Source organism: Pseudarthrobacter sp. BIM B-2242 (assembly GCF_014764445.1).
GTDB classification, from domain to species: Bacteria; Actinomycetota; Actinomycetes; order Actinomycetales; family Micrococcaceae; genus Arthrobacter; species Arthrobacter luteus_A.
This window is the reverse complement of record NZ_CP061722.1, coordinates 297,691-322,870: the sequence shown is the minus strand read 5'-3', so window position 1 is coordinate 322,870 and position 25,180 is coordinate 297,691. Positions and strand designations below refer to the sequence as shown.

Sequence of the window (25,180 nt, the reverse complement as noted above, 5' to 3'; positions counted from 1 at the left end):
TTGCCTGCCGCACACAGACCAGTGACAGGAAGACCCACCGAAGGAGCATCATGACCACCGACCCCAAGCGCCAGCCCGAGGGCATCCCCACCGGCGGACAGTTCGCCGCCACCGCCCACGCCGAGCCCGGGGTGAGCCTGCAGGAGCCAAGCCCGTCCGGGCTGACGATCATCGACGGCGCGGAAAACGACATCGCGTGGGACTCCCCGGAAGACCAGGGCCGGTATCTGGAAGCAGCCTTCTTCCTGGAGGAGGCCGGCATTGAGGGAACCGTGAAGCCGCTCTACACGAAGTACCGGGATGAGGACGGGTTGGACGCCCTGGTCCTGGAGGTCGACGGCCGGAACATGACCGTCCATCACGCCGGCACCATGAGCCCGCAGGTCCGCTACGGCGACGACGAGGACGACGCCTGGACGTTCACCTCCCAGGCCGGCGACGGGACCGGAAAGAACGAGCACGAGGTCCTCGCCGACCTGCTGGCCAGCGCCCGCCACGACGCCGCATGCCAGGAGGCCTGGCGCCGGGACCCCAACGGGGAAACCTTCCAGTACGGCGATGAGGTGAATGTCAAAGACTTCGGTGTCCGCTACGCCGAAGACGGCACCCGGATCATCACCGTCGACGTCGAGAAGGACGGCCGGTACTGGGAACTGGTACAGCGCGGCAACGACGACGTCGAGGTCTCTCTCGAAGGCCAGCCCCTCCAGCTGCCGTTCATCCAGCTGGATGTCCTGGCCTACGACTTCGACGAGGACCACGACGAGGGAACGGGCGACATCCGCTGGAAGGCGATGATGAAGGACGCCGCAGACCGGGCCGAGAAGGAGCCCGGCTACAACCCGCGCGGCATCAACCGCCGCTGACCACCGGACAGTGAACGACAGAAGGCCCCTGGCGACGTGCCAGGGGCCTTCTGTCTGGTGCTGTGCACCGCTGCCGATCAGGCGGGGGAGAGGACCTTGAGTTCGTGCCGGATGGCGTAGTCCTGGCCTTCCAGGATTACCTGGGCGCAGATGTCAGTGACGGTGTTGACCACGATCGGGGCCAGCAGGTTCACGGTAAGCGCCCCGTCATGGTGGTTCGCCACGACGAACGTTGCGACCTCATCAGGGCCGACGGCCTTGATCAGGGCTGCCTGGGCGTCACTGATCACCGGCTGGTAGTCGGGCAGGTGCATGCCGGCGTCAAGCAGGTACAACCTCTTCTCGGGAGCGTCCAGGGCGTGCAGGCTGAACAGGCCGTCGGCGCCCGCCACGGGGTTCAGCTCGAAATCAATGAGCTGGCCCAGTCCCGGCAGGGGCTCTGCGAATGTCAGCCCGGTCACCGGAGGAAGTCCATCAGGGTCCGGGGCAGGATCCTGCCAGCAACAGCCAGGGCCGCCTCGTAGTTGGTGGACGTGAGCTGCAGGTCAAGAATGGCCTTGCTCATGTCCACATCCTCGATTCCGGCTCGTGTGGCTTCCAGGTTTCCTTGTTGGGTCACGTTCACGTCCTGTGCTCGTTGAATTTGGGCGTCGCGGGCACCGATTGCGGCGTGCTCGGCGACCAGGGTGGACATCCGCTTGTCGAGGGCGGAGATATTGGAGGCGGCGTTCGCGCCGGAGCGAAGGTCCGCGGCGATCTTGTCGATCAGGTCGAAGGCAGATCCCGCCCCGGTGCCGAAGATAGCGGCGCCGTCGGCATCCACCCGGACCGTGACCCCATCGGCGACCCGGCGGTCCACGGTGCTGCCCGTTCCGGTGTAGGCCGCGGGTGAGCTGCTGGTGAAAGCCACGCCGGCGTCCGAGTTGCCGGCGAAGACGTTCCGGCCCATAAAGGTGGCGTTCGCCTGGGAGAGCAGGTTCTGCTTGAGCCCCTCCAGTTCCGCGGCGATGCCCTCCTTCGCCTCCGGGGTCAGCACGTCGCTGGAACCCTGGATGGTGAGGTCTTTGACCCGGCGCAGAATGTCCGTGGAATTGGTCATGGCCGTGTCGGCGGTGGTGAGCCAGCCCCGGCCGTTGTCGATGTTGCGGCTGTACTGGGCTGCTGCAGCCTGCTGCGCCCGAACCTGCAGGGAGGAGCCGGTGCCGGTCGGGTCGTCCGAGGGACGAGTGATCCGCTTCAGGTCCGACACCTGCGTCTGCAGGCTGGCCAGATGGGCTTTGTTGGCCTGAAGGTTCCGCTGGGCGGACGCCATCAGGGTCTGGTTGGTCACGCGCATGCTCATGATCAGCGTCCTACGATTCCGGTGCGGTTGATGAGGGTATCCAGTGCCTGGTCGATCGCCGACATGACCCTGGCAGCCGCCTGGTAGGCGTGCTGGGCGGAGAGGATATTCACGTTCTCCTCGTCCAGGTCCACCCCGGAGGTGGAGGCCTGGGCGTTGACGGCGGCGGCCGATGAGGTTTCAGCGAGGTTTGAGTGCAGGATCGCTGCCTTGGCGGTCACGGCCGTGGTGGTGACGATGTCCGACCAGGTCTTGTCCGGTCCGGTGGTGGAGGATGCGAGGTCGGCGATCCGGTCGGCGTTGCTGCCGTCGTATGCCCCTGCCCCCACGGTGCCGGTGGCGAGGTCATCCTTGCCCTGCGGGACCGCTGAAAGCCCCAGAGCGGCGGGCGCCCCGGCGGTCAGGCTGAAGAACTCTCCGCCCGCGTTACCGGCCGGGGTGTTTCCACCCTGGTGGATGGCATTCACACTGCCGGCGAGGCTGCGGGCCAGCGCGTTGAAGGACTCGGCCGCTTCCGCGATCGCACCGCCCTGGCCGCCGTTGGCTGCTGCCAGCACGGAGACAGCTCCGGCGAGCTTTCCGCCGCCGGGGTTGATCGGCTGCCCCGGCTGGTCAGACCATTCGACAGTGACCGGGGAGGCGGCAGCGCCGGACATCCGGGCTGCGCCGCTGACCGCAACGGTCCGGGTCGTCACGCCAGAGACCAGGGCGTTGCCGCCCACAACGACGTCGATGGTGCCGTCGGCCTTGTCACGGATGGTGCCCCCGGCCAGAGTGGCGATCTCGGTGGCCAGCTTGCTGCGCTGGTCGATGAGTTCGTTGGCGTTGCCCCCGGCGGCGAGGGTGGAGCGGATCTGCCCGTTGAGCACCGCAACCTGGGAAGCGGTGGCGTTCAGGTCTGCAGCCATCGTGTCCACACTGGCCCGGGTTGCGGTCCACTGATCGTCCATGGCCTTGTACCCGCTGGCGATTTTCCCGGTCAGGACGTTGGCGTTCTGCAGCAGCACGTTCGCCGGTGCCGCGGTGTTGGGCTCGTTAGCGACATCAGACCAGTTGGCCCAGAAGGTGTGCAGCTGGGAGGAAATGTTGTCGGTGCCGGGTTCTCCGAGGTTCGCTTCGACAGCGGAGAGCACATCGGCGCGGACGGAGGCGTACCCGGATTCGGCCGCGGTGGAGCGGACCCGGTTGTCGGCCATGAGGTCCCCGAGCCGGGCGATGGAGTCCACGCTCACGCCCTGGCCGGCGGCCGGACGGGTGGAGGCAGCCAGCCCGACGTTCGCGGGGGCGCCGGCGGACGAGATCTCGACCCGCTGCCGGGTGTACCCGGCCGTTCCGGCGTTGGCGATGTTCTGCCCGGCGGTGTCCATAGCGGTCCGTGCCGCAGTGAGGCCGGTGAAGGCGGTGTTCAGCGCACCGAATGTGCTCATGCTCAGAGTTCCTTATCCAAGATGCGCCCCCGGCCTGCGGGGACGGCGTAGGTGGCGGCGCCGTGGGCGTCATAGGTGCCGGCTTCGGGCAGCAGGGCTGCAACGGTCTCCTGGGCTGAGCGTGCTGCGGCGCGCAGGAACTGTTCGTTCTCATCCCGGAGCTGCTTGATCGCGGCGGTCTGCAAGCTCATCGCGTCCAGGTGGGAGCGCAGAAGGTCATCCCAGGGCTCCGGGGCGGCTGCCGCGAGCTGGGCGAGGGTGGCGTCTTCGGCCACACCCCATTCGATGGCAACGGCGGAGCTCGCCACGGTCCGGGCCAGCCCGGCCTGGGCGAGCTTCTTGACGACCTGCTCCACTTCGAGGCTTGCGTGGTGCAGCCACTTGCTGGCACCGGCCTTGAGCAGCAGCTGCTCTTCGACGAGCTTGAAGGTCAGCATGTCGAGCAGTTCCCGCTCATGCCAGAGCAGGGAAGACAGGTTGTCGGCCCCCATGATGTGGTCCCCCCGGTTGAGGTCTGTGATGCGCAAAGACAGCGCACTTCAGGGCGCGTTTTCGCCCCTATGAAAACAGTCGTCGGCGCCGCCGCCGATGTTAGTCACCCGGAGCCTGTGAACCGTCCCCGCCGACAAACGGCCCGTCGGGGCGCCGTGCGCATAGAAAACCACGGGGGATCGGCCAACGAGTGCCGCCGGTGAGCAATTTTCCGGATGTCTACGCATGACCAGTTCTGCGACCGTTTTTACGCCTATAGGGGGCAACCTAATTGAATCGTGCTGATCGCGATCGGATCGTTCTGAAGAACCTTCCGCTCGTCGGCTACCTTGTGTCCCAAGTTTCCGCGAAGGCCAAACATTTTGACCGGGACGACCTTGCGTCTGTGGGCACCCTCGCGCTGATCACCTGCGCCGAGTCCTACGACCCCGCCCGCGGGGTCCCCTTCAGTGCCTACGCCCGCCACCGGATCCTCGGCGCGTTCACCGATGAAATGCGCAACGACGACTGGGCAAGCCGCACCACCCGCCGCCGGATCACCGACGTCACCACCATCCAGGACACCCTGACCAACACGCTGGGCCGGAGCCCCTCCAAAGACGAGATCGCCTCCGCCCTTGGGGTGGACAAGGAGAGCGTGGAATCGGCCCTGGCCGACGCGGACCGCACCGTCACCGTTCTCGACGACGCCGCAGCGAACCTGCTGCTTGCCCTGTCGCCCTCACCGGAGGAATCCCTTCTGGTCCAGGAACAGATCGCCTTCGTCCACGCCGCCGTGGCATCCCTGCCCGAGAAGATCCGCTACGTCATCGCCCAGGTGTACCTGGAGGAACGCAGTGTCAACGACCTGGCCGACGAACTGGGGTCCACCCACTCGGCCGTCTCCCAGGTCCGCAGCGAGGGAATCCGGCTTCTCCGCGACGCCATGCAGGCCCACTACGACACCGAGACCGTGGCCGACGCCCCGGGCCAGCGGCGCATCTCCCAGAACCGCCGGGCCGCCTTCCTGGCAAGGGTTGCAGAGAACACCCTTGGCGGGGTCACCCGCCGCCCCGTTCCCGCACTGGCGGGAGCCTTCTAGTCACGGTATTTGTGCAGACAGTGTCTGCACAAAACAGGGGCTGATTGCCTGCCCAAAAAACTTTTTCCGAAATTGCTGACACGCGCCGGCCGATTAACCGACCTCTTTTGTGAAGGCCACGGACGGCCTGGAAGTACGAAGACCCAATCACGGAGGAATTCATCATGGGCATGGCAATCAACAACAACCTCATGGCAAACAACGCCTACCGCAACCTGAGCCAGACTCAGGACAGCGTGTCCAAGTCGATGGAGAAGCTCTCCAGCGGCCTGCGCATCAACCGCGCAGCTGACGACGCAGCAGGCCTGTCCATCTCCGAGGGCCTGAAGTCCCAGGTGTCCGGCTCTGCCGTTGCAGCCCGCAACGCCCAGGACGGCATCTCGGTCATCCAGTCCACGGAAGGCGCCCTGACCGAGGTCCACTCGATCCTGCAGCGCCAGCGCGACCTCGCTGTCCAGGGTGCGAACGACACGAACAACGCCGCTTCCCGCGACGCCATCAAGAAGGAAGGCGACGCGCTCGGCAAGGAGCTGGCCCGCCTCACCGAGAGCACCAACTTCAACGGCATCGAGCTGCTCAAGGGCGCTGCCGGCAACGCCGGCGGAACCCTGAACATCCAGGTCGGCACCGGTGGCACCGCCAACGACACCATCACGGTGACCCTCGGCGACGTGGACGCTGCGGTGGGTACGCTGGCCGGCGCAGCCGGTGCAGCGGGCTTCGACGTGACGGACAACGCCACGGCCCAGACCACGATCAACACGATCGACACGGCCATCGCGGCTGTCTCCGCCCAGCGCGCAGACCTGGGTGCAACCCAGAACCGCCTCGAGCACGCCACCAAGACCCTCCAGGTCTCCGGTGAAAACCTGCAGGCTGCCCAGTCCCGCATCGCCGACACCGACATGGCACAGGAAATGGTGAAGTTCACCAAGAACAACATCCTGTCCCAGGCCGGCACCGCCATGCTGTCCCAGGCGAACCAGTCCGGTCAGGGCGTGCTGTCCCTCCTGCGCTAGTCGCTGAAGGTCGCAGAAAAGCAGTAACTGCCGGTGGCGGTCAGGTCGGGCCCTATACCCGCCTGACCGCCACTGGCGTCTGAACAAGCAACAGGATGATTGGAACAAACCACCGTGGGAACATCGATTGACGGGCTCGCCAGCGGCCTGAATACCACCGCGATCATCGATTCGCTGATCGCCGTGGAAGGGCTGCCCCAGCAGCAGCTCAAGGCCAAAGCCGCCGCGAACCAGTCGATGATCGCCGCACTGCAGGGTCTCAACACCCGGCTCACCCTGCTCAACAGCTCCGCCACGGCCATGGCCCGACCCGGTGCCACCAACCTCTTCACCGTGGTCACGAACAACCCGGCCCTCACGGCAACAGCCTCCACCAGCGCCGCCCCCGGCTCGGTGGACCTGACGGTCTCCCAGCTGTCCTCCACCAAGGTCGGCGTCACCGAGGCGTTCACCTCCTGGCCCACGGACGCCTCCGGCAACCCGGTCCACCTGACCCTCGTGGACAAGTCCGGCAAGGCCACCGAGATCACCCCGTCCTCGACCTCACTGGACGACGTCGTCACCGCCATCAACGCAGCCGGCGGGGGAGCGACCGCCATGAAGGTGCCCGCCGGCAACGGCACCTACCGTCTCCAGCTGACCTCCACCACGGCAGGGGCTGCCGGGGACTTCAAGGCCTACCAGGGCACCGCAGCCGAGGTCACCGCCGGGACCGCCCCGGACATGTTCGCCCAGCCCACCGCCGCAGTCATCAAACCCGCGCAGGACGCCACCGCCGTCCTGTACGCCGGCACCGCCGCGCAGCAGACCATCACCTCGTCCACGAACACGTTCAAGGAAGTCCTGCCCGGCCTCTCCATCACAGCGACAGCCGTCACCACCACTCCGGCCACCATCACGGTCACCAGCGACACCGCCGGGACCTCCAAGCAGGCCGCTGACCTGGTGAAGGCCGTCAACGACGTCCTGGGCTTCATCTCGGACAGCGCCGCGGTAGCGACCACCTCCAGCTCTGCCGGCACCACTGCCGCCAAGGGCGGAATCTTCACGGGCAACTACGCCATCCGCAGCGTCAGCGCCGCCGTGACCGAAGCCGTGGTCGCCCCCATCAACGGCAAGTCCCCGGCCGAGTACGGCATCATCATCGAAAAAGACGGCAGTTTCACCTACAACGCGGACAAGTTCGCCGCCGCTATGGCAGCCGACCCGGCCGCGACGCAGAACGCACTGAGCACCATCTCCACCCGGGTTGCTGACGCCACGAAGAAGATGACCGACTCCATTAGTGGGACGGTTCCGCAGCTGGTCAAGGGCCGCAACTCCGAAGTGTCGGACCTGAACAAGCAGATCGCCAGCTGGGACACCCGGCTGGCCAACCGCCGCGAGACGCTCAGGGCCATGTACAACAACATGGAAAGCCTGCTCGGAACCTTCAAGGCGCAGGCCTCCTGGCTCTCCGGCCAGCTCGCCTCCCTCACCGCACCCGCCTCGAACAGCTAAGGACCACCGATGACCGCCACCGCACTCCGCGCCAGCCAGCTCGACCAGTACACGACCGACGCGATCCTCTCGGCCCCGCCGGCCAGGCTGCTGACCATGCTCTACGACCGGCTCATGCTGGACCTGGGCCGGGCGCAGTTCGCCCAGGAAAACAAAAACTGGACCGTTGCCACGGAAAACCTCCTGCATGCCCAGGCGATCGTCACCGAACTCGCCGCCACGCTGAAGGGCGACGCCTGGGATGGTGCCGCGGACCTCCTCGGGATCTACAACTACGGGCTGCAGGCCCTCATCGGCGCCAACATCCACCGCGACGTGGAGCGGACCAAGGAGTGCATCGTCTTGTTCGAACCGCTCCGCCAGACCTGGCACGAGGCAGCAGGAACGCTTCCGGCACAGACCACTGCGCGTCCGGGCGGGATGCTCGCCGTTGGCTGAGGACGCTACCGGCCCCGGCGACCCGCTGGCCGAGTGGGAGGCCATCCTCGACGGGATCGAAGCGTCCATCGCCCTGGCCTTCGCCGGAGAAGACCCCGAATGGTCCGCCCCGGCCAACCCCGGTCCAATCCCCGAAGCGATGATCGGGCGGGCGCTGCGACTGCTGGACGCCCAGCGTGAAGCCGAGCTGATGCTCGCCGAACGGCTCGTCACGGTCGGGCGACACCTGGGAGCAGTCAGCTCCATTCCGGTTGAGGTCCCGGCCGGCGCCGGCCGCCTCGACATCAGCGCCTGAGCGGCCCGCCTTCACGGGAAAACCAGGGACGGACGGCCGTCAGGGCACGGCCCGCATAGTAACCCTGTGACCATCACCCATACAGCCCGTCCGGACGGAGCACTCCCAGTCCGGCTGCTAACACCTGCCCGTCGTTCACCGACGGTATTGGTGGAGCAAGGAGTGCTCCTTCGTACGGCCACGGATCGGCCAGTATTTTCAAAGGCAGGCTGCCGTGTTTGATTCTGTGACGTCAGTGGCGCTCTCCAGCGCCCTTGACGGGCTGGCCCTGCGCCAGCGGACCATCGCCAACAACATCGCGAACCTGAACACCCCGGGCTACCAGGCCCGCAGGGTCGCCTTCGAGGACGCGCTGGCCCGGTCGGTGGCCTCCGGGGACGGCCGCGTGACCGCGACAACCGCCGAATCACTGGAACCGACCCAGCTGAACGGCAACAACGTGAACCTGGACACCGAAACCCTGTCCAATATCGACACGGTGCTTCGCTACCAGTTCGCCACCCAGGCCGCCGGCCATGAGTTCACGGCCGTCCGGACAGCAATGAGGACCAACGGATGACATTCGACGCCATCGGCATTGCCGGAACCGCCCTGACAGTCCACCGCAAATGGCTCGACGCCACTGCGGACAACCTCGCCAACGTCAACACGGCGAAGCCCACCACGGGTCCTGCCTTCCAGGCCCGGTACGTCCAGGCGGTCGAAGGTGCCGGGAATTCCGGAGTCTACGTCGCCGGAACCACGCTCGGTGATGAACAGGGCAGGCTCGTCCACGACCCGACCAACCCTCTGGCCGACGAGGCCGGGTACGTGCGGATGCCGGACATGGACCTGAGTTCCCAGATGAGCTCGCTCATCATGGCCCAGCGCGGATACCAGGCCAACGCAGCCGTGGTGGACCGGGCCAAGACCACTTACGAAGCAGCACTCCAGATCGGAAAATAATGACCATCCCAGCCATCGCCCCTGTTTCGGGCGTGACCGGCACCGGCTACCTTCCCGCCGTGAAAGCCCCTGCCGCCACCGACGGGTCCTCGTTCGGGGCCGCCCTGGCAGGCGCCGTGGACAACGTCCAGCAGCTCAAGACCACCTCCAACGACCTCGCCGTCAAAGCCGTCACCGGCGACCTGAACGACATCCATTCAGCCACCCTGGCAGCCACCCGCGCGCAGGTGACCCTGGAAATGGTTGCCGCCTTCAGGAACAAGGGCGTTGACGGGATCAACGAGATCATGAGGATGCAGGCCTGATGCCGCCACAGCTGCAGGCAGCTTTGACGCGCCTGAAAACCTTCGTCACCGGCTTTTCCGCAGCACAAAAGACCCTCGCGATCCTGGCCGTCGCCGGGCTTGTCCTGGGCGGGGTGGCGCTGACCACCTGGCTGAGCAAGCCCACCATGACCCCGCTGTTCTCGGGCCTGCAGGCTGCAGACGCCTCCAAGGTCACCGACATGCTCAAGGCCGACGGGGTCGCCTACGACCTCACCGACGGCGGCAGCACCATCCTCGTCCCCGACGACAAGGTCTACGCCGAGCGGCTCAAGGCAGCAGCCGCCGGGCTGCCGTCCAACAAGTCCACCACCGGGTACTCCCTGCTGGACAACATGGGCGTCACCTCCTCGGAGTTCCAGCAGAACATCACCTACCAGCGGGCGATGGAGGGCGAGCTGGGCAGCACCATCGGTGCCATGAACGGGGTCAAGCTGGCCACCGTGAAGCTGGCCATCCCCAAGCCGACAGTGTTCTCCTCCGAGAAGGCCGACCCCACGGCGTCCGTGTTCGTTGAAACGAACCCCGGCGTCACCATCACCCCGGACCAGGTGCAGTCGATCGTGCACCTGACCTCCGCGTCCATCGACGGGCTGAAGCCGACCAACGTCGCCGTCATTGACGCCAGCGGCAACACCCTCTCGGCCGTCGGTTCCGGAGCTACCGGTTCGGCCAGCAAGCAGTCCGCCGACTACGAGAAGCAGGTCAGCACCAACGTGCAGACGATCCTGGACCGAATCGTCGGCCCCGGCAACTCCACCGTCGCTGTCGCCGCGGACATGGACACCCAGTCCGGGACCAAGGTCGACGAGTCCTTCACCCAGCCCGACCAGGCCCCTGCACTGTCGGAATCCTCCGAGACGCAGGACTACACCGGCACCGGCGGCAACTCCGCAGGAGTCCTCGGCCCGGACAACATCGCCGTCCCCGGCGGCACGGTCGAAGGCGGCGAAGGGGCAGGCGGCGCCGGCACCTTCTCCTCGGACAAGACCACCAAGAACAACGCGGTCAACAAGACAACCCAGACCACGAACATCCCCTCCGGAATCCTGAAGCGCCAGACCGTATCCGTCGCGGTCAACTCTGCGGTCCCGAACGTGGACATGGCCCGGATCAACGCCCTGGTCGCCGCCGCTGCAGGCATCAACGCCGACCGCGGTGACGTCATCACCGTCGAAAACGTCGCCTTCGACCAGTCCGCCGCCCAGGCTGCCCAGGACGCCCTCGCCGCAGCCAAGGCGGAAGAAGACGCCAAGGCCGCCGCTGCCATGTGGACGGGCATCGGTGTTGCCGCCGCTGCGCTGCTGATCCTCATCCTGGCCCTGGTCCTCTACGCCCGCCGCAACCGCCGCCAGCAGCGCGAGCTGGTGGACCTCGGTGAGCGTGTTGACCCGGCACTGGAGATCGAGCCGCAGACCGTCCCGGGAGCCATTGTGGCGCCTGCCCCGGTCCTGGCCATCCCGCCGCTGGAAGAAGAGCACACCGACGTCAAGCAGAAGCGCGCCCAGATCGAGCAGATCGCCGGTACCGACCCGGACAAGGTCGCCACGTTTATGCGCGGCATGATGGATGAAAGGCAGGCAGTCTGATGACTCTCACCCAGACCCTCACCGGCAACCAGAAGGTTGCCGTCGCGCTCATGCAGATGACCAAGGAGTCCGCGTCGGCCGTCATGCAGCGGTTCACCGACAAGGAAACCGAGATGATCACCGCCGAGATCGTCCGGATCCGGCGCGTCGACCCGGACGTGGCAGACGAGGTCATGACCGAGTTCTACGACATGGTCGTGGCCGGGAAGAAGTCACCGATCGGCGGCGCAGACTTCGCCACCAGCCTGCTTGAAGACGCCTTCGGCAGCGAAAGGGCAGCCGGGGTTATGGACAAGCTCGCCACCACCATGGCCGGCAAGTCCTTCGAGTTCCTCGACGACGCCGAGCCGGGACAGATCGTGGCCCTGCTGGACGGGGAACTGCCGCAGACCATCGCCCTGGTCCTGGCCCACCTGAAGCCTAAAAAGTCATCCTCCGTGATGGCCATGATGGCTGACACGGCCCGGACCGACATCGCCCAGGCGATCGCCGTCATGGGATCGGCCACCCCGGAAGCCATCACCATCTCCGCCGACATCCTCAAGGCGCGCACCGGTGGCGGCACCGGAGGCCGTGAGCAGGCAGAAGTGGTCGGCGGGGTCCAGCCGCTGGTGGAAATCATCAACCGGGCCGACGCCGCCATGGAACGGGCCCTGATGGACGCCCTGGAAGAACGTGACCCGGAGCTGGCCGAAGAAATCCGCTCCCGCATGCTCACCTTCGCCGACCTGGTCAAGCTCGAAGCCCGCGCCGTCCAGCTGGTGCTGCGCGGCGTGGATGCCTCTGTCCTGGCACTGGCCATGAAGGGCGCCAAGTCGGAGGTCGTTGAGGTCGTCCGCGCGAACGTCTCCGAACGCAACCGCGAGATCCTCGAATCCGAGATCCAGGCCCTCGGCGCCGTCCGTACCTCCGCCGTCGAGGAGGCCCGCGCCGAGATCGTCCGCCAGATCCGCGAAATGGAAGCACAGGGCCACATCGAGGTCCGCAGGAATGATGACGATGACGCCGTTATCAACTGAGCCCTCCTACAAGGCCGTCACCTTCCCGTCGCTGAACACCGGCGGGAAGGACAAGGCGGACGCCGCCGCCTACGCCGCCGGGCACACTGCCGGCTACACGGCAGGTCTTCGCAAGGCGTCCGCAGAAGCCGAGACCCGCCGGGTGCAGATGGAGGCAGAACACGCCGCCGTCCTGCGGCAGGCCAGCGTCCGCACCGACCGTGCCCTCGACCAGCTGGCCGCCGCCGTGCAGGCCCTGCACAAGGCCGCCCTGCCGTCAGCCCTGGAGGCCCAGGACATTCTGCTCAGCAGTGCCCTGGAGCTGGCAGAGAACATCATCGGTGTCGAACTGGGCGACGGTGAGTTCTCGGCCCGGGCGGCACTCAGCCGCGCCCTCGCCGGCGCCCCCGCCACCGGGACCGTGACGGTACGGATGAACCCCTCCGATCTGTCGGTGCTCCCGGACACCGCCCGGGCCGGGGTGACCTTCACCGCCGATCCCTCCGTCGAACGCGGGGACGCCTTCGCCGACTACGAGCACGGGTACGTCGATGCCACCGTCACCGACGCCCTGGCACGGACCCGGCAGGCCCTGTTCGGGGTGGTGCGCTGATGGCTGCCGTCCTCACCCGCCCGCATCCGGAACTGTTCGCCGCCGCCCTGTCCGCAGGACGCCCGGAACGGGTTGGTTCCGTCTCCTCCGTGGTGGGTCTCGCCGCGGAGCTTGCCGGGCTGGAGGTCTCGATCGGGGACCTGGTCACGCTCGGTGCCGCCCCCGGGATCGACGCCGAAGTGGTGGCAAGCACCCGGACAGGCGCCCGCTGCATGCCCCTGGGGCCCATGAACGGCATCTCCGCCGGAGCCCAGGTCCGCACTAAAGGCACGCCCGTCCAGGTGCCCACCGGGCGGGGCCTCTTCGGCCGGGTGCTCGATGGACTCGGACGCCCCATTGACGGCAAGGGCCCGCTGGTAAGCGACGGGTTCGTCCCGGTGCACAACGAAACGCCCTCGGCGATGCACCGGACCCGGATCGACACCCCGCTGCACACCGGCGTCAGGGTCCTGGACACCCTCACCACCCTCGGGCGGGGCCAGCGCATGGGCCTGTTCGCCGGCTCCGGTGTCGGCAAGTCCTCCCTGCTGTCGATGATCGCCCGCGGCACCGACGCGGAAGTCTCCGTGATCGCCCTAGTGGGGGAGCGGGGCCGTGAGGTCCGCGAGTTCCTCGAAGACGACCTCGGCCCCGAAGGTCTGGCCCGGTCCATCGTCGTGGTCGCCACCTCCGACGAACCGGCCATGATGCGCATGCGCGCCGCCTTCACCGCCACCCGCATCGCCGAATCGTTCCGGGAACGCGGGCAGGACGTGGTGCTGATGATGGACTCCCTGACCCGTGTGGCCATGGCCCAGCGCGAGATCGGACTGTCCGTGGGCGAGCCGCCCGCAACCCGCGGCTACCCGCCGTCCACCTTCGCCGTCCTGGCCCAGCTTCTGGAACGGGCCGGAACCGCGGAGACAGGGTCGGTCACCGGGCTGTACACCGTCCTGGTTGACGGGGATGACCACAACGAGCCCATCGCAGACGCCGCCCGGTCCATCCTGGACGGGCACGTGGTCCTGGACCGCAAGCTTGCCGTCACCGGGCACTTCCCCTCCGTGGACGCCCTGGGGTCCATCTCCCGTGTCGCCTCCAAGGTCAACCCGCGGGAACGCAGCGATGCCGCCGCTGCCTTGCGCAGGGTCCTCTCCGCGCGCCGGTCAGCCCAGGACCTGATCGACGTCGGCGCCTACCAGCGGGGCACCAACCCCCTGGTGGATGCCGCCATGGACCACGAGGCGTCCATCAACGCGTTCCTTCAGCAGCGGATGGATGACCGTTCCTCGGAAATCGACGCATGGAACATGTTGAACCAGTTGACCATGATGCTCGGAGCACACCCATGACCCGCACCTTCTCCCTCGCCGGCCTGCTGCGGCTGCGCGGCATCGAACAGGACCAGGCAGCGTCAAACCTGTCGAGGGCTAATGCCCGGTCCCAGGCGATCCACGCCCGCAAATCAGCGGCGCGGCTGGAGCTGCAGGACAGCCCCAGCGACGTCTCCAGCGCCAAAGCCCTGCACATGGCCGCCATCGCCCGGGCATCCTCCCGCAGCATGCTCAACGACCTGCTCGCCCTGGAAGCCATCCAGAACGAAGAGACCGCAGCGGCGCAGGCAGCCTTCACCGAAGCCCGGACCCGCACCGCAGGCCTGGAAAAACTCGAAACCAAGCACAACGCCCGGGTGGCCGCCGCCGACCTTTCGGCCGAGCAGACCGCCCTGGATGAAATCTCCGCCGGTGCCCGACACCGCCTGAACGAAGCAGCAGCAGCCCTATGACGATGACCGACGCCATCAGCCAGATCAACCAGATCCAGGCCACCATCACCCAGCTTTCCACCGGACGCCCGCCCGCGCCTGCCGCCGCAGCACCCAGCGCAGCGAACTCCACCGCGTTCGCCCAGGCCCTCACCGCCGCCGCCACCACCCCGGCCAACGGCGCAGCCGCCGCAACAGCCCCGGCAGCGCCGGCCACTGCCGTCCCCGGAACGGCAACCGGTGACGCCGTCGTGGCGGGCGCCAAAAAGTACCTCGGTGTTCCCTACGTCTGGGGCGGCACCAACCCCGCCACCGGGCTGGACTGCTCCGGGCTCGTCCAGCGGGTCTACAAAGACCTCGGCATCGACCTGCCCCGGGTCGCCATTGACCAGGGCAACGCCGGCACCACCGTGCCGAACCTCGCATCAGCCAAACCCGGTGACCTGCTGGTCATGAACAACGGCGGACACATCGGCATCTTCATGGGCAACAACCAGTACATCCATGCCCCACAGCCCGGTGACAAGGTCCGGATCGACGACATCCCCGCCGGCTTCCAGTTCGATAAGATCACCCGCATCATCCCGGACGCCCCGGCAGCGGCTGCCCCCGCCGCGCCCGGCATGACGGATCTGCTGTCATCCCTCCAGGCCTCCCTGCTCACGGGAGCGGCCGCATGACAGCTGTCACCCTGGCCGCACCCGCTCTGAGCACCTCTACGGCCCCAGCCTCCGGCAAGGCCGCAACCGACGCCGGAGCAGGGTTTGCCGACGCACTCCTGGCCCTTCTGGCCGTGGACACCCAGGCGGGACCCGGCCAGCAGCAGCCCGGCACCGACGGAGAGGCCGCCGCTCCCGGCGACGAACAGCCGTCCGTACTGACGGAAGCCCCTGCCGCCCTGCCGCAGTTCACCCTCCCGGCAGTCGCTGCCCCGCAGGCCCAGACCGCCGCCGCAGCTCCTGCCGCAGCCGTTCCGGCCCCGGTACTGCCCGCGCCCCGCCCGGACGTACTGACAGCCGCCCAGCAGCCGGCGCCAGCCGCCATAGCGCAGGACCAGCCAGTGGCTGCCGTCTTGTCCGGCGTGGTGCCCACAGCCCCGACGGCACAGGCGTCAGATCCCGCCCAGCCCGCAGCAGCAAAGGACGAGCAGGACCATGCAGGCGGACACGCCTCCACTCCCGCCACCCCGGCCCAGTACGCTCCTGTGCAGCACGGGACGCCGGCTGCCCCAGCCGCACCGGGCCAAGGAATCCCTTTCACCGCCCTCGGACCCGGTGCCGCCGCAACCCCGGCCGTCCCGGCCGCTCCGCTGGTCGCCACTCCTGCCCTGGCAGCACCCGCAGCTCCGTCACCCGGCACGCATCCCGCCGCTTCTCCTGATACTCCAGTCGCACCCGCAGCGGACGGCGCAACGGCCTTCGAACAGGCGGCGGCCACCGCTGCTCCGTCCCGGCCTGCCCAAGTGCCGTCAGCTGCGCCCGCAACCACGGATCTTCCGGTTCCCCGGGGATACACCGCCCAGCTGGCACGGCCGCTGTTCACGATCGCAGCCGCCGGCCCCGGCCAGCACACCATTACGGTCGAGGTGAACCCGCAGAACCTCGGCCCGGTGACCGTCCAGGCCCACTCCGGCGCCGACGGCATCAGGATCGAAATGTTCGCCGCCACCTCCGATGGCCGGGACGCGCTGCGCCAGGCGCTGCCCGAGCTCAAGAAGGACCTTGCCGGGGCCGGGATCAACGCCAGCCTCGACCTCTCCTCCAGCGGACAGGGCACCCCGCAGGGCGGCCAGGACCGGGAATCTTTCACCCGCCGGGTCCAGACGTCTAACCAGACCCCTGCCGGTGGCCGACTTCTTGAAGTGAAGGCCCAGAACACCCCGACGCGTCCGGGACTGTACGGCCCCGAGACGACACTCGACGTGCTGGCCTGAAAGGACCCCATGCCCATCACCGCCGTAACCCCCGCCGCAGCCGCGGGAGGGATCAATGCTGCTGCTCCGACCCGTGCGCCGAAGCAGTCCATGGACGGGGAGATGTTCATGCAGCTGATGATCATCCAGCTCAAGAACCAGGACCCGTCCGCGCCCATGGACACCAACGCCATGATGGCCCAGACCAATCAGCTCGCCCAGATGGAGAAGCTCACCGAAATGGCCGGGACCTCCAGCCAGGACTTCTCGCTGCAGATGCGCTCGGCCGCTGCCGCCCTCATCGGCAAATCGGTCACCTACACCGGACCTGACGGAGCTGAGGTCACCGGCACTGCCACCTCCGTTTCCTACTCAGGTTCCGTTCCGCAGGTAACCGTCAACGGCCGCACCGTCGCCTTGGACGCCGTCGCCGGCGTCGCTGCCTAACCCACCCCACCGAAAGGCTCCGCCCATGCTTCGCTCCCTGTACTCCGGTATTTCCGGCCTCCGCTCCCACCAGACCATGCTTGACGTCACCGGCAACAACATCGCCAACGTCAACACCGCCGGGTTCAAGTCCTCCTCCGTCCAGTTCGAGGACACCCTCTCCCAGCTGACCAAGGGAGCCAGCGCGCCGGGCGGCGCCGCAGGCGGCAGCAACCCCGCCCAGGTCGGCCTCGGCGTGCAGGTCGCTGGCATCTCCACGAACTTCAACCAGGGCTCCGCGCAGGCGACCGGCAAGTCCACCGACATGATGATCGCCGGTGACGGGTTCTTCGCCGTCAACGCCGGCGGTGAGCAGCTCTACACCCGCGAGGGCTCCTTCAGCCTGGACGCGTCCGGCCGCCTGGTCACGCCGAGCGGTGCCACCCTGCAGGGCTGGTCGGCGGCCAATGGTGTCGTCAACGCAGGAGGCGCGACCGGGGACATCACCGTCTCTTCAACGGCACTGGCGCCGGCGCGGGCCACCACCACGGCGACCGTTTCGGGCAACCTCCCGGGTGAGAGCGCGGCAGGGGCGACCCTGAACCGCCAGATCAGCGTCTACGACGCCACCGGCAACGCAGCCCCGCTGAACCTGGCGTTCACCCGCAACGCCGGCGGCGGCTGGGACGTCAGCGGCACCGACGCGGCAGGCAACACCGGAACGGCCACCCTGGCCTTCAACAACGGCACCCTCGCCGGCCCCGCCGCCCTGAACGTCGGCGGCGTCAACGTGGACCTGTCCAGGGTCACCGGTTACACCGGCATGACTTCGGTGACCATCGACGGCCAGGACGGAACCGCTGCAGGCACCCTCGAATCGTTCTCCATCGGCAGCGACGGCACCATCATGGGCTCGTTCAGCAACGGCACGAAGCAGCCGGTCGGCCAGGTTGCCCTGGCCAAGTTCACCAACCCCGGCGGCCTGGAAAAGGCCGGCAACTCCGGGTACCGGGTCTCTGCCAACTCCGGCGACGCAGTCCTCGGTGCTGCCGGGGCGGCCGGCTTCGGAGACATCAGCTCCGGCTCCCTGGAAATGTCGAACGTGGACCTGTCCCAGGAGTTCACCAACCTAATCGTCGCCCAGCGCGGCTTCCAGGCCAACGCCCGCATCATCACCACCTCGGACCAGGTCCTGCAGGAACTGGTGGACCTGAAGCGCTAGAACCACTAAGCCAGCCGGGAGGCCCTGGACAGAACTTGTCCGGGGCCTCCTTCATCGTCAATGGCGGGATCAGTCCCAGATAGCGACAATTTCCTCGCCATTGGAAGCTACGTGTTTGCCGGCGTGGCCGTCATCGAGGACACAGAACGCAATGAAAGCCCCACTGTCATCGGCGTGGGTGCTGCTGCAATCACCGACATGGTCCTCGTCCAGCGGAAGGCCTCACCGGCCGAGATCGGGTCACCAGGCTGAGCCAGGACTTCCCTGTCCGGCCAGAACAGCAGTGTGTAGGCGGTCGGAACACTGGCCACGTTGTGCCCTCCGCCTGTGGTTCGATACACGCCGCCGGAGACTCGCAACGGCAATTCTGATTCTTCGAGGGTCTTTTGCTGGCTATGAAGCGGTCCGCCGAAGAAAACGTAGGTAGTCTGCATCTCAGGAGACTCCATGCCACTCACGCTGACAATGAGCCTCTCCACCGCCTGCGGGCGTTCGATAACGATGAGTTTTTGAAGTTGGGGGACATGAAGCTCTACATCCCTGCCGTACTGGCAGCAACACTCTTAGCCGCTCTAACCGCCTGCGGGTCCGGAGGGTCTGCCGATTCACCGACATCCGGCGCCTCGGAAGCCACCAGCGCAACACCGACTGCCAAGCCGCCGAAGGTTGTTCCCGACGTTGCCGGCAAACCCTACCCGGACGCAAGCAAAGCGCTCACCAGCATGGGCTTTCGCACGACCGTTCCCATCGGTCCGGACGGGAAGAAATGGGTCACCCTGAATCCAGGAAATGATGTCCTGGCTGTCTCTTCGGATCCCGGCGCGGGGGTTTCCACCACGGAGGAATCCGCACGTATCAACGTGAACCGCAGCGAAGAGGACCAGCGTTCAATGAACATTGCAGCCAATGAGGCCGCCATGCTGAAATCCCGGTACACATACAAGTGCGGCAGCTACGACGCCAGCGCGCCGACGCTCCGCTCCCACCAGGAGGTATGGACCAGCAAGTATTACGCCGGGTCCGCCACCTGCTCGGTGGAAATCGACCGTAAGCATCCCTCCACCAAGCAGCCGCTTTTCGCCTCCGAGCAGGCGCTGATCGACCTCATCGCCTCCAAGGGCGGCGATGTGAGCCTGCCGACCGCCACCGTCGGCAAGATCATGCTGATGTGCGCGAAAATCTCACCTGATTTCCCCGACCAGTTCGTGGCCAGGATGGATTGGCGCAGGGCGGACATTGAGGGTGCGCTGTCAGTCTGTCCTGACGCACCGCATGCGGGTGTGCTGCGGGAGGCACTGACCGCTGTGAAGGTGTTCGACGGGACCAAGGTCGTCGGTAAGGACATGGAACCAGGCACCTACCGGACAAAGCCCGGGGTCAAGGATTGCTACTGGTCCAGGAACACAGGCGGCGGCGGCACCATCGCCAACGACTTCGTTGGCTTCGCGCCCGACGGCGTCACGGTGACCGTGTACCCGGGAGAAGGGTTCGAGTCACAGCGCTGCGGCACCTGGACGAAGATCGGATAGAAACCACAGCTCACCAAGGCCCCGGATTCCCCGCCACGGCGGACCGGGGCCTTTTGCGTGCCCGGGCCGGGCTGCTAACGCCTCCTGCCCGGGCGACGACGGTTATTGAGACGGGTATTTCCGCCCGCGATGACCAAGGATGAACCCGAATGATCGATGTGACCCGGTTGGACCGCAGAGCCGTCTCGCCCACCTACTCGATCAACCCGGACCTCATTGAGCGCATCGACGAGAACCCCGATACGACCCTCCACATGGCCGACGGCGCCACCCACATCGTCGCCGAGTCCAGAGCCGAGATTAACGACCGGATCGCCCGATACCGGGCCTATGTCATTTCCCTCGCGCGCGAGATGTACGCCGCACCCACCCCCGGCGCCCCGGCGCTCTCGGTTGTCCGCCCCGCCGATGACCGCCGCGGCGCGCCCGGCCACACGAACTCCAGAAAGTAACCACCATGGATCCAGCAACAATCATCGGTATCCTGCTCGCCTTCGGAGCCGTCTACGCCATGGTCAACATGGAGGGCGCCTCTGTCAGTAGCCTGCTGCTGCCGGCACCGATGATCCTCGTCTTCGGAGCGACACTGGCCGTAGGCCTGGCCGGTTCGACGCTCAAAGACACACTCCACGCCTTCAAATCGGTGCCGGCGGCCATCAAAGGCAAGTCGGCGAACCCGATGGACACCGTTGAAGAGCTCGTCTCCCTGGCCGAAAAGGCCCGCAGCGAGGGGCTCCTGTCCCTCGAAGGCGAAGCACAGGACAGCAAGGACTCGTTCACACGGCTGGCACTGCAAAACATTGCCGACGGCACCGACGGTGAAGACCTCCGCGTGATGCTCGAAGACGAAATCCACGCCAAGAAGGTCTCCGACCACACCGCCAGCAAGTTCTTCAAGACCCTCGGCGGCTACGCCCCCACCATCGGCATTGTCGGCACCGTCGTGTCCCTGACACACGTCCTGGAAAACCTTTCCGAGCCTGCCGAACTGGGACACATGATCGCCGCCGCCTTCGTGGCCACCCTCTGGGGCCTGCTGTCGGCGAACTTCATGTGGCTGCCGATCGGTGACCGCATCGCCAAGATTTCCGACCTGGAGCAGGACCGGATGAACCTGGTCATGGAAGGCCTGCTGGCCATCCAGGCCGGCTCGCAGCCCCTGCTGCTCCGGGAGCGCCTCAAGTCCATGGTCCCGCCGCACAAGCTCAAGGAGGGCAAGGGCGGCTCGGCCTCCGGCAAAGGCTCCAGCAAGGGCTCCGGCAAGTCTGAGCCGAAGCTGAAGGCGGCAGCATGAGCCGGGGCCGCAGGCGCGGCCGCGGCGGCGGAGGAATGGAGGAGCACCACGTCGACGAACGGTGGATGGCCTCCTACATGGACATGGTCACCGTGCTGATGTGTCTCTTTATCGTTCTGTTCGCCATGTCCTCCGTGGACCAAAACAAGTACGAGCAGCTCAAGAACTCACTGGCGACAGGCTTCGGGGTGGTCGAGGCCGGCAACGTCGATACCGCGACGGGAGTCGTCGTGCCGCCGGAGCAGGTAGGCATGGAAGCCGAGGGTTTCACCGACCTGCAGCTGGCCGAACAGGCCGTTGACAAGCTGACCGCCCTGAAAGAGCAGATGAACGCCAACCTGGAGGCCCAGGGCCTGGGCGGCACGGTGTCATTCGTGATCGACCAGCGCGGCCTGACCGCGAAACTGGTCGGTTCCCAGTCCTACTTCCTCCCCGACAGCCCGGTCTTGCAGGATCAGACCATCCGGATCCTGCAAACCATCGCACCCGTGATCGCCCCCATTCAGGAGGAGATCAGCGTGGAGGGCCACTGCGCCGACGCCTACACCGGGTACTCGTCGACCTGGGAGCTGTCCAGCGCACGGGCCACCGCAGTACTGCGGCGCCTGGTGGAGCCCGGGGGAGTGGCGCCGGAGCGCATCATGGCTGTCGGCTTCGGATCGGCCCGCTCGGTCAATGACAACCTCACCGAGGCGGACATGCAGGAAAACCGGCGCGTGGACGTCGTGGTCCTTTCCGACCAGCCCGAGCAGATCCGGGCACTGATCCCGCAGGTCCTCTCGGCCCGGGTGTAATCCGGACGTCTCCGGACTAACCGGTGAGGGATCTTGCCCGCACCGTACACATGGGGTTTATGACCCCTGCCCAACGTACTGCCCCCTGGAATGAAAGTGCCTGATGCCGGTAATTATTGACGAAAAACGGGCGCCTCAGGTGGAGCCCTACGACTTCAGCAGGCCGTCCACACTGGCGCGTGAACATTCCCGCGTGCTGGAGATGGCGTTCGAAACCTTTGCCCGGCAGTGGGGCACCCAGCTCACCGCCAAAGTCCGGGTGAAAACCGGGATCACGTCCGAATCGGTCCTCATCAAGACCTACGCGGAGTACACCGCGGCGCTGCCGGCCACCACCGCGATGGTCCTGTGTGCCCTGGAAGACTCCGAAGCCCGCGCCGTTCTGCAGTTCCCGATCCCCGCGGCTCTGAGCTGGGTCTCCCACATGATGGGCGGCCACGGCGGGCAGCCGACACCCGACCGGCCCTTCACCCTTATCGAGCAGGGGCTCGTGAAGCACCTGATGGAAGACGCTCTCGCGGACCTGCCGTACTCCTTCGGGACACTGCTGGCAGGGCCCGTGACCCTGGAATCCATCCAGTACAACTCCCAGTTCGCCCAGGCAGCAGCGCCCGCGTCCCTGATGGTCGTCGCAGAGCTGACCCTCCAGATCGGCGACCTGAACGTCCCGGCGTCAATGGCATTCCCCGCCGAGTCACTGCTCCCGCAGATGGGTGCCGCGATGCAGGCCGGAAGCCCCGAGAACGTCAAGGACCTCATCCGTGAACAGCTCATGGACACCCCGGTGACCGTGACGATGCAGCTGGAAACCGCCCAGGTCCGCCCGGCCGACGTCCTCAACCTCGCTGTCGGCGACGTGATCCCACTGCCGCACCCTAAGCACCGCCCCTTCAACATCACCGTGGACGGCACCCGCCTCGCCACAGCCAGCGGCGCCACCAACGGCTCCCGCCTGGCCGCCCACATCGTCACCACCGAGGAGAAGACCCGATGACCGCCACCCTGAACGCTTCCGCCGTTTCCGCACTCACCGACGCGCTGCCCACGCCGCTGCCCTACGGCAGTGACATTCTTACTGACCGCTCCACGGTCGCCGGGAAGGTCAGCGAAGCGGTCACCGCCACCTTCGTCGGGGCTGTCTCCGCCGACGTCGCCCTCGTCCTACTGGACACCTCCTCCATGATGGAAGCCGGAGGCGACGCCTCGCCGCTGGTCTCCGCCGCCGACGTGTTCCGCCCCGCCCTGGAATCAGCAACGGCCGTCCTCGGCGCCGGCGTGCTGGGGGAGTCCCGCATTGAGGACGCCTCCGCGCTGTTCAAGGACGCCGAAGCGACCGTCTACGAGCTGATCTCGGCCGGCAACCCTGCCGGCTGGTTCGCCATCCGTGTCCGGGAACAGGGCGCCACCGTCAAGACCTCCGCACCGGCTACCGCCGCCACCGAGTCCAACGCCAAGCTCGGCCGCATCCACAACGTGGAACTGGGCCTCACGGTCGCCATCGGCCACAAGCGAGTCTCTGTCCGCGATGTCCTGGATCTCGAACCCGGCAACGTCATGGAGCTCGACCGTTCCGCCGGGGCACCCGCTGACGTGCTGCTCAACGGCCGGCTCATCGCCCACGGTGAGATCGTCGTGGTCGACTCCGATTACGCCGTACGCATCACCAAGATCCTCGACTTGGCGGAGAGCGTCGGCTAAATGGACACCCTCATGCTCGCCCTGCGCGTGATCCTCGCGCTCGGGGCGGTCGTCGTCGTGCTCTGGTACGTCCAGAAGCGCGTCAACGACCACCAGTCACGCGGCGGGACAGCGGACCCGCTGACCGTCATTGCACGGCGCGGCGTCGGCTCCAAAGCCGCCGTCGTTGTCCTGGACACCGGCGGCAAGCGATTCCTGCTCGGGGTCACGGAACACTCCGTCAACGTCCTGCACACCGATGACGCCCCCGCGGCCGTCACCGGCCCGGCAGCAGCGGCGGACCCCTTTGCGGCAGCCCTCGCCCAGGCCGGTGCCGCAACCCCCGACACCGCACCGGCACTGTCCCCTCTGCGCCGCGTCGAGCTGGGCACCCCGCTGGCACCCTCGATGCTGTCCGGTTCCATCCTGTCGCCCGCCACCTGGAAGCAGGCCGGGGCGGCACTGAAGAAGGGGCTGGCGCGATGACCGCCCTGCGCTCCGGCCGTGGCATCCGCGCCCTGCTGATGGTGCTGCTGGCCGTAACGGCCGCGGCCGCCCTGATGCTCGGCATCGCGGGCACAGCCAATGCCCAGCCGATTCCTCCTGACCCCGGTGTGACCACCACGCAGGAGCAGAACAACCCGAACTTCGGCCCGACCCAGCCCACGGCCCCGGACGAGCCCGTCCCTCCAGCCACCGACGGGCCGCCGGGCGCCGCCATCACCATCAACGGCGCCGACGGCAGGCCCTCCACCGCGGTGACCACGCTGGTCGGGATCACCCTGCTCTCGGTCGCCCCGGCGCTGTTGCTGATGATGACCTCGTTCACGAAGATCTTCGTCGTGCTGGCCATGGCCCGAAACGCCATCGGCCTGCCGAACGTCCCGCCGAACCAGGTCCTCGCCGGCCTGGCACTGTTCCTGACGTTCTTCATCATGGGTCCGGTCCTGACCGAGATAAACAACATCGGCGTCCAGCCCTACCTGAACGGCGAACTGGACTTCACCGGCGCCATGGAAGCCGGGTCCAAGCCGCTGCAGACGTTCATGGGCGCCCACACCCGGCAGGAAGACATCGCCCTGATGACCCGTGCAGCCGGGCAGGAGAACCCGAAAGACCTCGCCTCGGTACCGCTGACCACGCTGATTCCGGCGTTCATGATTTCGGAGCTGCGGGCCGCGTTCATCATTGGCTTCGTCATCTTCATCCCGTTCCTGATTATCGACATCGTCGCCTCCTCGGTCCTGATGTCGATGGGCATGATGATGCTCCCGCCGGTGATGGTATCGCTGCCGTTCAAGATCCTGCTGTTCGTGCTCGTCGACGGCTGGGGACTGGTCATCACGTCGCTCATCAAGTCCTACCAAGGAGGCTGACCATGAACACCTCCGCCCTGATGGACATCGGCAGCCTGGCCATGATGACCGCCGCCAAGCTGTCCGCCCCGGTCCTGATCACGGCCCTGGTGGTCGGCTTCGCGATCTCCCTGTTCCAGTCCATCACCCAGATCCAGGAGCCGACCCTGGCCTTCGTGCCCAAGGCCGTCGCCGTGGCCGTGGTGCTGATCTTCACTGGGCACTGGATGATCTCCGACATGGTGGACTTCACGAACGCCCTGTTCGAGAAGATCCCCGGCCTGATTGACGGCTGATCG

32 protein-coding genes are annotated in these 25,180 nt (G+C 66.8%); 28 read left to right on the top strand and 4 right to left on the bottom strand.

All coding sequences use genetic code 11. The features are described from left to right. Positions 1 to 50 precede the first annotated feature (50 nt). The gene (locus IDT60_RS22325; RefSeq protein ID WP_191082184.1) at positions 51 to 866 is read left to right on the top strand and encodes a hypothetical protein; all 816 of its coding nucleotides are present in this window, start codon (positions 51 to 53) and stop codon (positions 864 to 866) included. A 77-nt stretch (positions 867 to 943) separates the two neighbouring features. Here the strand turns inward: IDT60_RS22325 and IDT60_RS22320 are convergent, their stop codons facing one another. The 4 genes from IDT60_RS22320 to flgN are packed head-to-tail and all read right to left on the bottom strand — an operon-like array spanning position 944 to position 4,126. Continuing rightward, positions 944 to 1,327, bottom strand: coding sequence for a flagellar assembly protein FliW (locus tag IDT60_RS22320; RefSeq protein WP_191082183.1), 384 nt, complete (start codon positions 1,325 to 1,327; stop codon positions 944 to 946). Then, positions 1,324 to 2,208, bottom strand: a complete 885-nt coding sequence (gene flgL / locus IDT60_RS22315; protein ID WP_191082182.1) for a flagellar hook-associated protein FlgL — start codon at positions 2,206 to 2,208, stop codon at positions 1,324 to 1,326. Before flgL ends, IDT60_RS22320 begins: the two co-directional genes overlap by 4 nt. 2 nt (positions 2,209 to 2,210) lie before the next feature. Next, positions 2,211 to 3,635 carry a flagellar hook-associated protein FlgK gene (gene flgK / locus IDT60_RS22310; protein ID WP_191082181.1) on the bottom strand — a complete coding sequence of 475 codons (1,425 nt, stop codon included), beginning with the start codon at positions 3,633 to 3,635 and terminating at the stop codon, positions 2,211 to 2,213. 2 nt (positions 3,636 to 3,637) lie between these two features. Next, entirely contained in the window at positions 3,638 to 4,126 is a 489-nt protein-coding gene (gene flgN / locus IDT60_RS22305; protein WP_191082180.1) for a flagellar export chaperone FlgN, read from the bottom strand. A 272-nt stretch (positions 4,127 to 4,398) separates the two neighbouring features. On the opposite strand from flgN, the gene IDT60_RS22300 reads away from it, so the two are divergent. The 27 genes from IDT60_RS22300 to fliQ all read left to right on the top strand — a co-directional run bounded on the left by IDT60_RS22300 (position 4,399) and on the right by fliQ (position 25,177). Beyond that, complete coding sequence (locus tag IDT60_RS22300) at positions 4,399 to 5,208, top strand: sigma-70 family RNA polymerase sigma factor (protein ID WP_191082179.1); 810 nt, start codon at positions 4,399 to 4,401, stop codon at positions 5,206 to 5,208. Between the two features lie 164 nt (positions 5,209 to 5,372). Beyond that, positions 5,373 to 6,227, top strand: coding sequence for a flagellin (locus IDT60_RS22295; protein WP_305072171.1), 855 nt, complete (start codon positions 5,373 to 5,375; stop codon positions 6,225 to 6,227). Positions 6,228 to 6,326: 99 nt separating this feature from the next. Next, positions 6,327 to 7,727 (top strand): flagellar filament capping protein FliD, encoded by a 1,401-nt coding sequence (gene fliD, locus IDT60_RS23465; RefSeq protein WP_191082178.1) that lies wholly within the window; start codon positions 6,327 to 6,329, stop codon positions 7,725 to 7,727. Between the two features lie 9 nt (positions 7,728 to 7,736). After that, positions 7,737 to 8,165 carry a flagellar export chaperone FliS gene (gene fliS / locus IDT60_RS22285; protein WP_191082177.1) on the top strand — a complete coding sequence of 143 codons (429 nt, stop codon included), beginning with the start codon at positions 7,737 to 7,739 and terminating at the stop codon, positions 8,163 to 8,165. Continuing rightward, positions 8,158 to 8,460 (top strand): hypothetical protein, encoded by a 303-nt coding sequence (locus IDT60_RS22280; RefSeq protein WP_191082176.1) that lies wholly within the window; start codon positions 8,158 to 8,160, stop codon positions 8,458 to 8,460. The genes fliS and IDT60_RS22280 overlap by 8 nt, the downstream gene beginning before the upstream one ends. A gap of 214 nt (positions 8,461 to 8,674) precedes the next feature. Then, entirely contained in the window at positions 8,675 to 9,019 is a 345-nt protein-coding gene (locus tag IDT60_RS22275; protein ID WP_191082175.1) for a flagellar basal body protein, read from the top strand. Further along, positions 9,016 to 9,405: a flagellar basal body rod protein FlgC gene (locus IDT60_RS22270; RefSeq protein WP_191082174.1), complete on the top strand. Its 390-nt coding sequence runs from the start codon at positions 9,016 to 9,018 to the stop codon at positions 9,403 to 9,405. Before IDT60_RS22275 ends, IDT60_RS22270 begins: the two co-directional genes overlap by 4 nt. Continuing rightward, positions 9,405 to 9,710: a flagellar hook-basal body complex protein FliE gene (locus tag IDT60_RS22265; protein WP_191082173.1), complete on the top strand. Its 306-nt coding sequence runs from the start codon at positions 9,405 to 9,407 to the stop codon at positions 9,708 to 9,710. Before IDT60_RS22270 ends, IDT60_RS22265 begins: the two co-directional genes overlap by 1 nt. Beyond that, positions 9,710 to 11,317 (top strand): flagellar basal-body MS-ring/collar protein FliF, encoded by a 1,608-nt coding sequence (gene fliF / locus IDT60_RS22260; RefSeq protein ID WP_191082172.1) that lies wholly within the window; start codon positions 9,710 to 9,712, stop codon positions 11,315 to 11,317. Before IDT60_RS22265 ends, fliF begins: the two co-directional genes overlap by 1 nt. Next, positions 11,317 to 12,336, top strand: a complete 1,020-nt coding sequence (fliG, locus tag IDT60_RS22255) for a flagellar motor switch protein FliG (RefSeq protein ID WP_191082171.1) — start codon at positions 11,317 to 11,319, stop codon at positions 12,334 to 12,336. The genes fliF and fliG overlap by 1 nt, the downstream gene beginning before the upstream one ends. Further along, positions 12,317 to 12,928, top strand: coding sequence for a FliH/SctL family protein (locus tag IDT60_RS22250; protein WP_191082170.1), 612 nt, complete (start codon positions 12,317 to 12,319; stop codon positions 12,926 to 12,928). Before fliG ends, IDT60_RS22250 begins: the two co-directional genes overlap by 20 nt. Beyond that, positions 12,928 to 14,259, top strand: coding sequence for a FliI/YscN family ATPase (locus IDT60_RS22245; RefSeq protein WP_191082169.1), 1,332 nt, complete (start codon positions 12,928 to 12,930; stop codon positions 14,257 to 14,259). Before IDT60_RS22250 ends, IDT60_RS22245 begins: the two co-directional genes overlap by 1 nt. After that, positions 14,256 to 14,693 (top strand): hypothetical protein, encoded by a 438-nt coding sequence (locus IDT60_RS22240; protein ID WP_191082168.1) that lies wholly within the window; start codon positions 14,256 to 14,258, stop codon positions 14,691 to 14,693. The genes IDT60_RS22245 and IDT60_RS22240 overlap by 4 nt, the downstream gene beginning before the upstream one ends. Beyond that, positions 14,690 to 15,352, top strand: coding sequence for a C40 family peptidase (locus tag IDT60_RS22235; protein WP_191082167.1), 663 nt, complete (start codon positions 14,690 to 14,692; stop codon positions 15,350 to 15,352). The genes IDT60_RS22240 and IDT60_RS22235 overlap by 4 nt, the downstream gene beginning before the upstream one ends. Beyond that, positions 15,349 to 16,605, top strand: coding sequence for a flagellar hook-length control protein FliK (locus IDT60_RS22230; RefSeq protein ID WP_191082166.1), 1,257 nt, complete (start codon positions 15,349 to 15,351; stop codon positions 16,603 to 16,605). Before IDT60_RS22235 ends, IDT60_RS22230 begins: the two co-directional genes overlap by 4 nt. A 9-nt stretch (positions 16,606 to 16,614) precedes the next feature. Beyond that, positions 16,615 to 17,031, top strand: a complete 417-nt coding sequence (locus IDT60_RS22225; protein WP_191082165.1) for a flagellar hook capping FlgD N-terminal domain-containing protein — start codon at positions 16,615 to 16,617, stop codon at positions 17,029 to 17,031. Positions 17,032 to 17,056: 25 nt separating this feature from the next. Next, a complete protein-coding gene (locus IDT60_RS22220; protein WP_191082164.1) occupies positions 17,057 to 18,232 on the top strand; it encodes a flagellar hook protein FlgE in 1,176 nt (391 codons plus the stop codon). A gap of 111 nt (positions 18,233 to 18,343) precedes the next feature. Beyond that, a complete protein-coding gene (locus IDT60_RS22215; RefSeq protein WP_191082163.1) occupies positions 18,344 to 18,484 on the top strand; it encodes a hypothetical protein in 141 nt (46 codons plus the stop codon). 272 nt (positions 18,485 to 18,756) lie between these two features. After that, on the top strand, positions 18,757 to 19,761 hold the full coding sequence (locus IDT60_RS22210; RefSeq protein ID WP_191082162.1) for a hypothetical protein: 1,005 nt from the start codon (positions 18,757 to 18,759) through the stop codon (positions 19,759 to 19,761). A gap of 149 nt (positions 19,762 to 19,910) precedes the next feature. Beyond that, entirely contained in the window at positions 19,911 to 20,213 is a 303-nt protein-coding gene (locus tag IDT60_RS22205) for a flagellar FlbD family protein (RefSeq protein WP_191082161.1), read from the top strand. Positions 20,214 to 20,218: 5 nt separating this feature from the next. After that, positions 20,219 to 21,055, top strand: coding sequence for a motility protein A (locus IDT60_RS22200; RefSeq protein ID WP_191082160.1), 837 nt, complete (start codon positions 20,219 to 20,221; stop codon positions 21,053 to 21,055). After that, positions 21,052 to 21,849 carry a flagellar motor protein MotB gene (locus IDT60_RS22195; protein ID WP_191082159.1) on the top strand — a complete coding sequence of 266 codons (798 nt, stop codon included), beginning with the start codon at positions 21,052 to 21,054 and terminating at the stop codon, positions 21,847 to 21,849. The genes IDT60_RS22200 and IDT60_RS22195 overlap by 4 nt, the downstream gene beginning before the upstream one ends. A gap of 103 nt (positions 21,850 to 21,952) precedes the next feature. Further along, entirely contained in the window at positions 21,953 to 22,843 is an 891-nt protein-coding gene (locus IDT60_RS22190; protein ID WP_191082158.1) for a flagellar motor switch protein FliM, read from the top strand. Continuing rightward, positions 22,840 to 23,547, top strand: a complete 708-nt coding sequence (locus IDT60_RS22185; protein WP_191082157.1) for a FliM/FliN family flagellar motor switch protein — start codon at positions 22,840 to 22,842, stop codon at positions 23,545 to 23,547. The genes IDT60_RS22190 and IDT60_RS22185 overlap by 4 nt, the downstream gene beginning before the upstream one ends. Next, positions 23,548 to 24,012, top strand: a complete 465-nt coding sequence (locus tag IDT60_RS22180; RefSeq protein ID WP_191082156.1) for a flagellar biosynthetic protein FliO — start codon at positions 23,548 to 23,550, stop codon at positions 24,010 to 24,012. It abuts the gene before it with no gap. Continuing rightward, the gene (gene fliP, locus IDT60_RS22175; RefSeq protein WP_223884039.1) at positions 24,009 to 24,902 is read left to right on the top strand and encodes a flagellar type III secretion system pore protein FliP; all 894 of its coding nucleotides are present in this window, start codon (positions 24,009 to 24,011) and stop codon (positions 24,900 to 24,902) included. The genes IDT60_RS22180 and fliP overlap by 4 nt, the downstream gene beginning before the upstream one ends. Before the next feature lie 2 nt (positions 24,903 to 24,904). Then, entirely contained in the window at positions 24,905 to 25,177 is a 273-nt protein-coding gene (gene fliQ / locus IDT60_RS22170; RefSeq protein ID WP_191082155.1) for a flagellar biosynthesis protein FliQ, read from the top strand. Positions 25,178 to 25,180 lie beyond the last annotated feature (3 nt).

Excerpts from the sequence above, each read along its gene's own strand:
- IDT60_RS22250 (WP_191082170.1), top strand. The coding sequence starts at position 12,317 with ATGACGCCGTTATCAACTGAGCCCTCCTACAAGGCCGTCACCTTCCCG.
- IDT60_RS22200 (WP_191082160.1), top strand. The coding sequence starts at position 20,219 with ATGGATCCAGCAACAATCATCGGTATCCTGCTCGCCTTCGGAGCCGTC.
- IDT60_RS22180 (WP_191082156.1), top strand. The coding sequence starts at position 23,548 with ATGGACACCCTCATGCTCGCCCTGCGCGTGATCCTCGCGCTCGGGGCG.
- flgN (WP_191082180.1), bottom strand. The coding sequence starts at position 4,126 with ATGGGGGCCGACAACCTGTCTTCCCTGCTCTGGCATGAGCGGGAACTG.
- IDT60_RS22245 (WP_191082169.1), top strand. The coding sequence starts at position 12,928 with ATGGCTGCCGTCCTCACCCGCCCGCATCCGGAACTGTTCGCCGCCGCC.
- IDT60_RS22190 (WP_191082158.1), top strand. The coding sequence starts at position 21,953 with ATGCCGGTAATTATTGACGAAAAACGGGCGCCTCAGGTGGAGCCCTAC.
- fliQ (WP_191082155.1), top strand. The coding sequence starts at position 24,905 with ATGAACACCTCCGCCCTGATGGACATCGGCAGCCTGGCCATGATGACC.
- IDT60_RS22205 (WP_191082161.1), top strand. The coding sequence starts at position 19,911 with ATGATCGATGTGACCCGGTTGGACCGCAGAGCCGTCTCGCCCACCTAC.
- fliF (WP_191082172.1), top strand. The coding sequence starts at position 9,710 with ATGCCGCCACAGCTGCAGGCAGCTTTGACGCGCCTGAAAACCTTCGTC.
- IDT60_RS22325 (WP_191082184.1), top strand. The coding sequence starts at position 51 with ATGACCACCGACCCCAAGCGCCAGCCCGAGGGCATCCCCACCGGCGGA.
- IDT60_RS22195 (WP_191082159.1), top strand. The coding sequence starts at position 21,052 with ATGAGCCGGGGCCGCAGGCGCGGCCGCGGCGGCGGAGGAATGGAGGAG.
- IDT60_RS22235 (WP_191082167.1), top strand. The coding sequence starts at position 14,690 with ATGACGATGACCGACGCCATCAGCCAGATCAACCAGATCCAGGCCACC.
- fliS (WP_191082177.1), top strand. The coding sequence starts at position 7,737 with ATGACCGCCACCGCACTCCGCGCCAGCCAGCTCGACCAGTACACGACC.
- IDT60_RS22210 (WP_191082162.1), top strand. The coding sequence starts at position 18,757 with ATGAAGCTCTACATCCCTGCCGTACTGGCAGCAACACTCTTAGCCGCT.
- IDT60_RS22295 (WP_305072171.1), top strand. The coding sequence starts at position 5,373 with ATGGGCATGGCAATCAACAACAACCTCATGGCAAACAACGCCTACCGC.
- IDT60_RS22225 (WP_191082165.1), top strand. The coding sequence starts at position 16,615 with ATGCCCATCACCGCCGTAACCCCCGCCGCAGCCGCGGGAGGGATCAAT.
- IDT60_RS22270 (WP_191082174.1), top strand. The coding sequence starts at position 9,016 with ATGACATTCGACGCCATCGGCATTGCCGGAACCGCCCTGACAGTCCAC.
- IDT60_RS22220 (WP_191082164.1), top strand. The coding sequence starts at position 17,057 with ATGCTTCGCTCCCTGTACTCCGGTATTTCCGGCCTCCGCTCCCACCAG.
- fliP (WP_223884039.1), top strand. The coding sequence starts at position 24,009 with ATGACCGCCCTGCGCTCCGGCCGTGGCATCCGCGCCCTGCTGATGGTG.
- flgK (WP_191082181.1), bottom strand. The coding sequence starts at position 3,635 with ATGAGCACATTCGGTGCGCTGAACACCGCCTTCACCGGCCTCACTGCG.
- IDT60_RS22230 (WP_191082166.1), top strand. The coding sequence starts at position 15,349 with ATGACAGCTGTCACCCTGGCCGCACCCGCTCTGAGCACCTCTACGGCC.
- flgL (WP_191082182.1), bottom strand. The coding sequence starts at position 2,208 with ATGAGCATGCGCGTGACCAACCAGACCCTGATGGCGTCCGCCCAGCGG.
- IDT60_RS22265 (WP_191082173.1), top strand. The coding sequence starts at position 9,405 with ATGACCATCCCAGCCATCGCCCCTGTTTCGGGCGTGACCGGCACCGGC.
- fliG (WP_191082171.1), top strand. The coding sequence starts at position 11,317 with ATGACTCTCACCCAGACCCTCACCGGCAACCAGAAGGTTGCCGTCGCG.
- IDT60_RS22185 (WP_191082157.1), top strand. The coding sequence starts at position 22,840 with ATGACCGCCACCCTGAACGCTTCCGCCGTTTCCGCACTCACCGACGCG.
- IDT60_RS22240 (WP_191082168.1), top strand. The coding sequence starts at position 14,256 with ATGACCCGCACCTTCTCCCTCGCCGGCCTGCTGCGGCTGCGCGGCATC.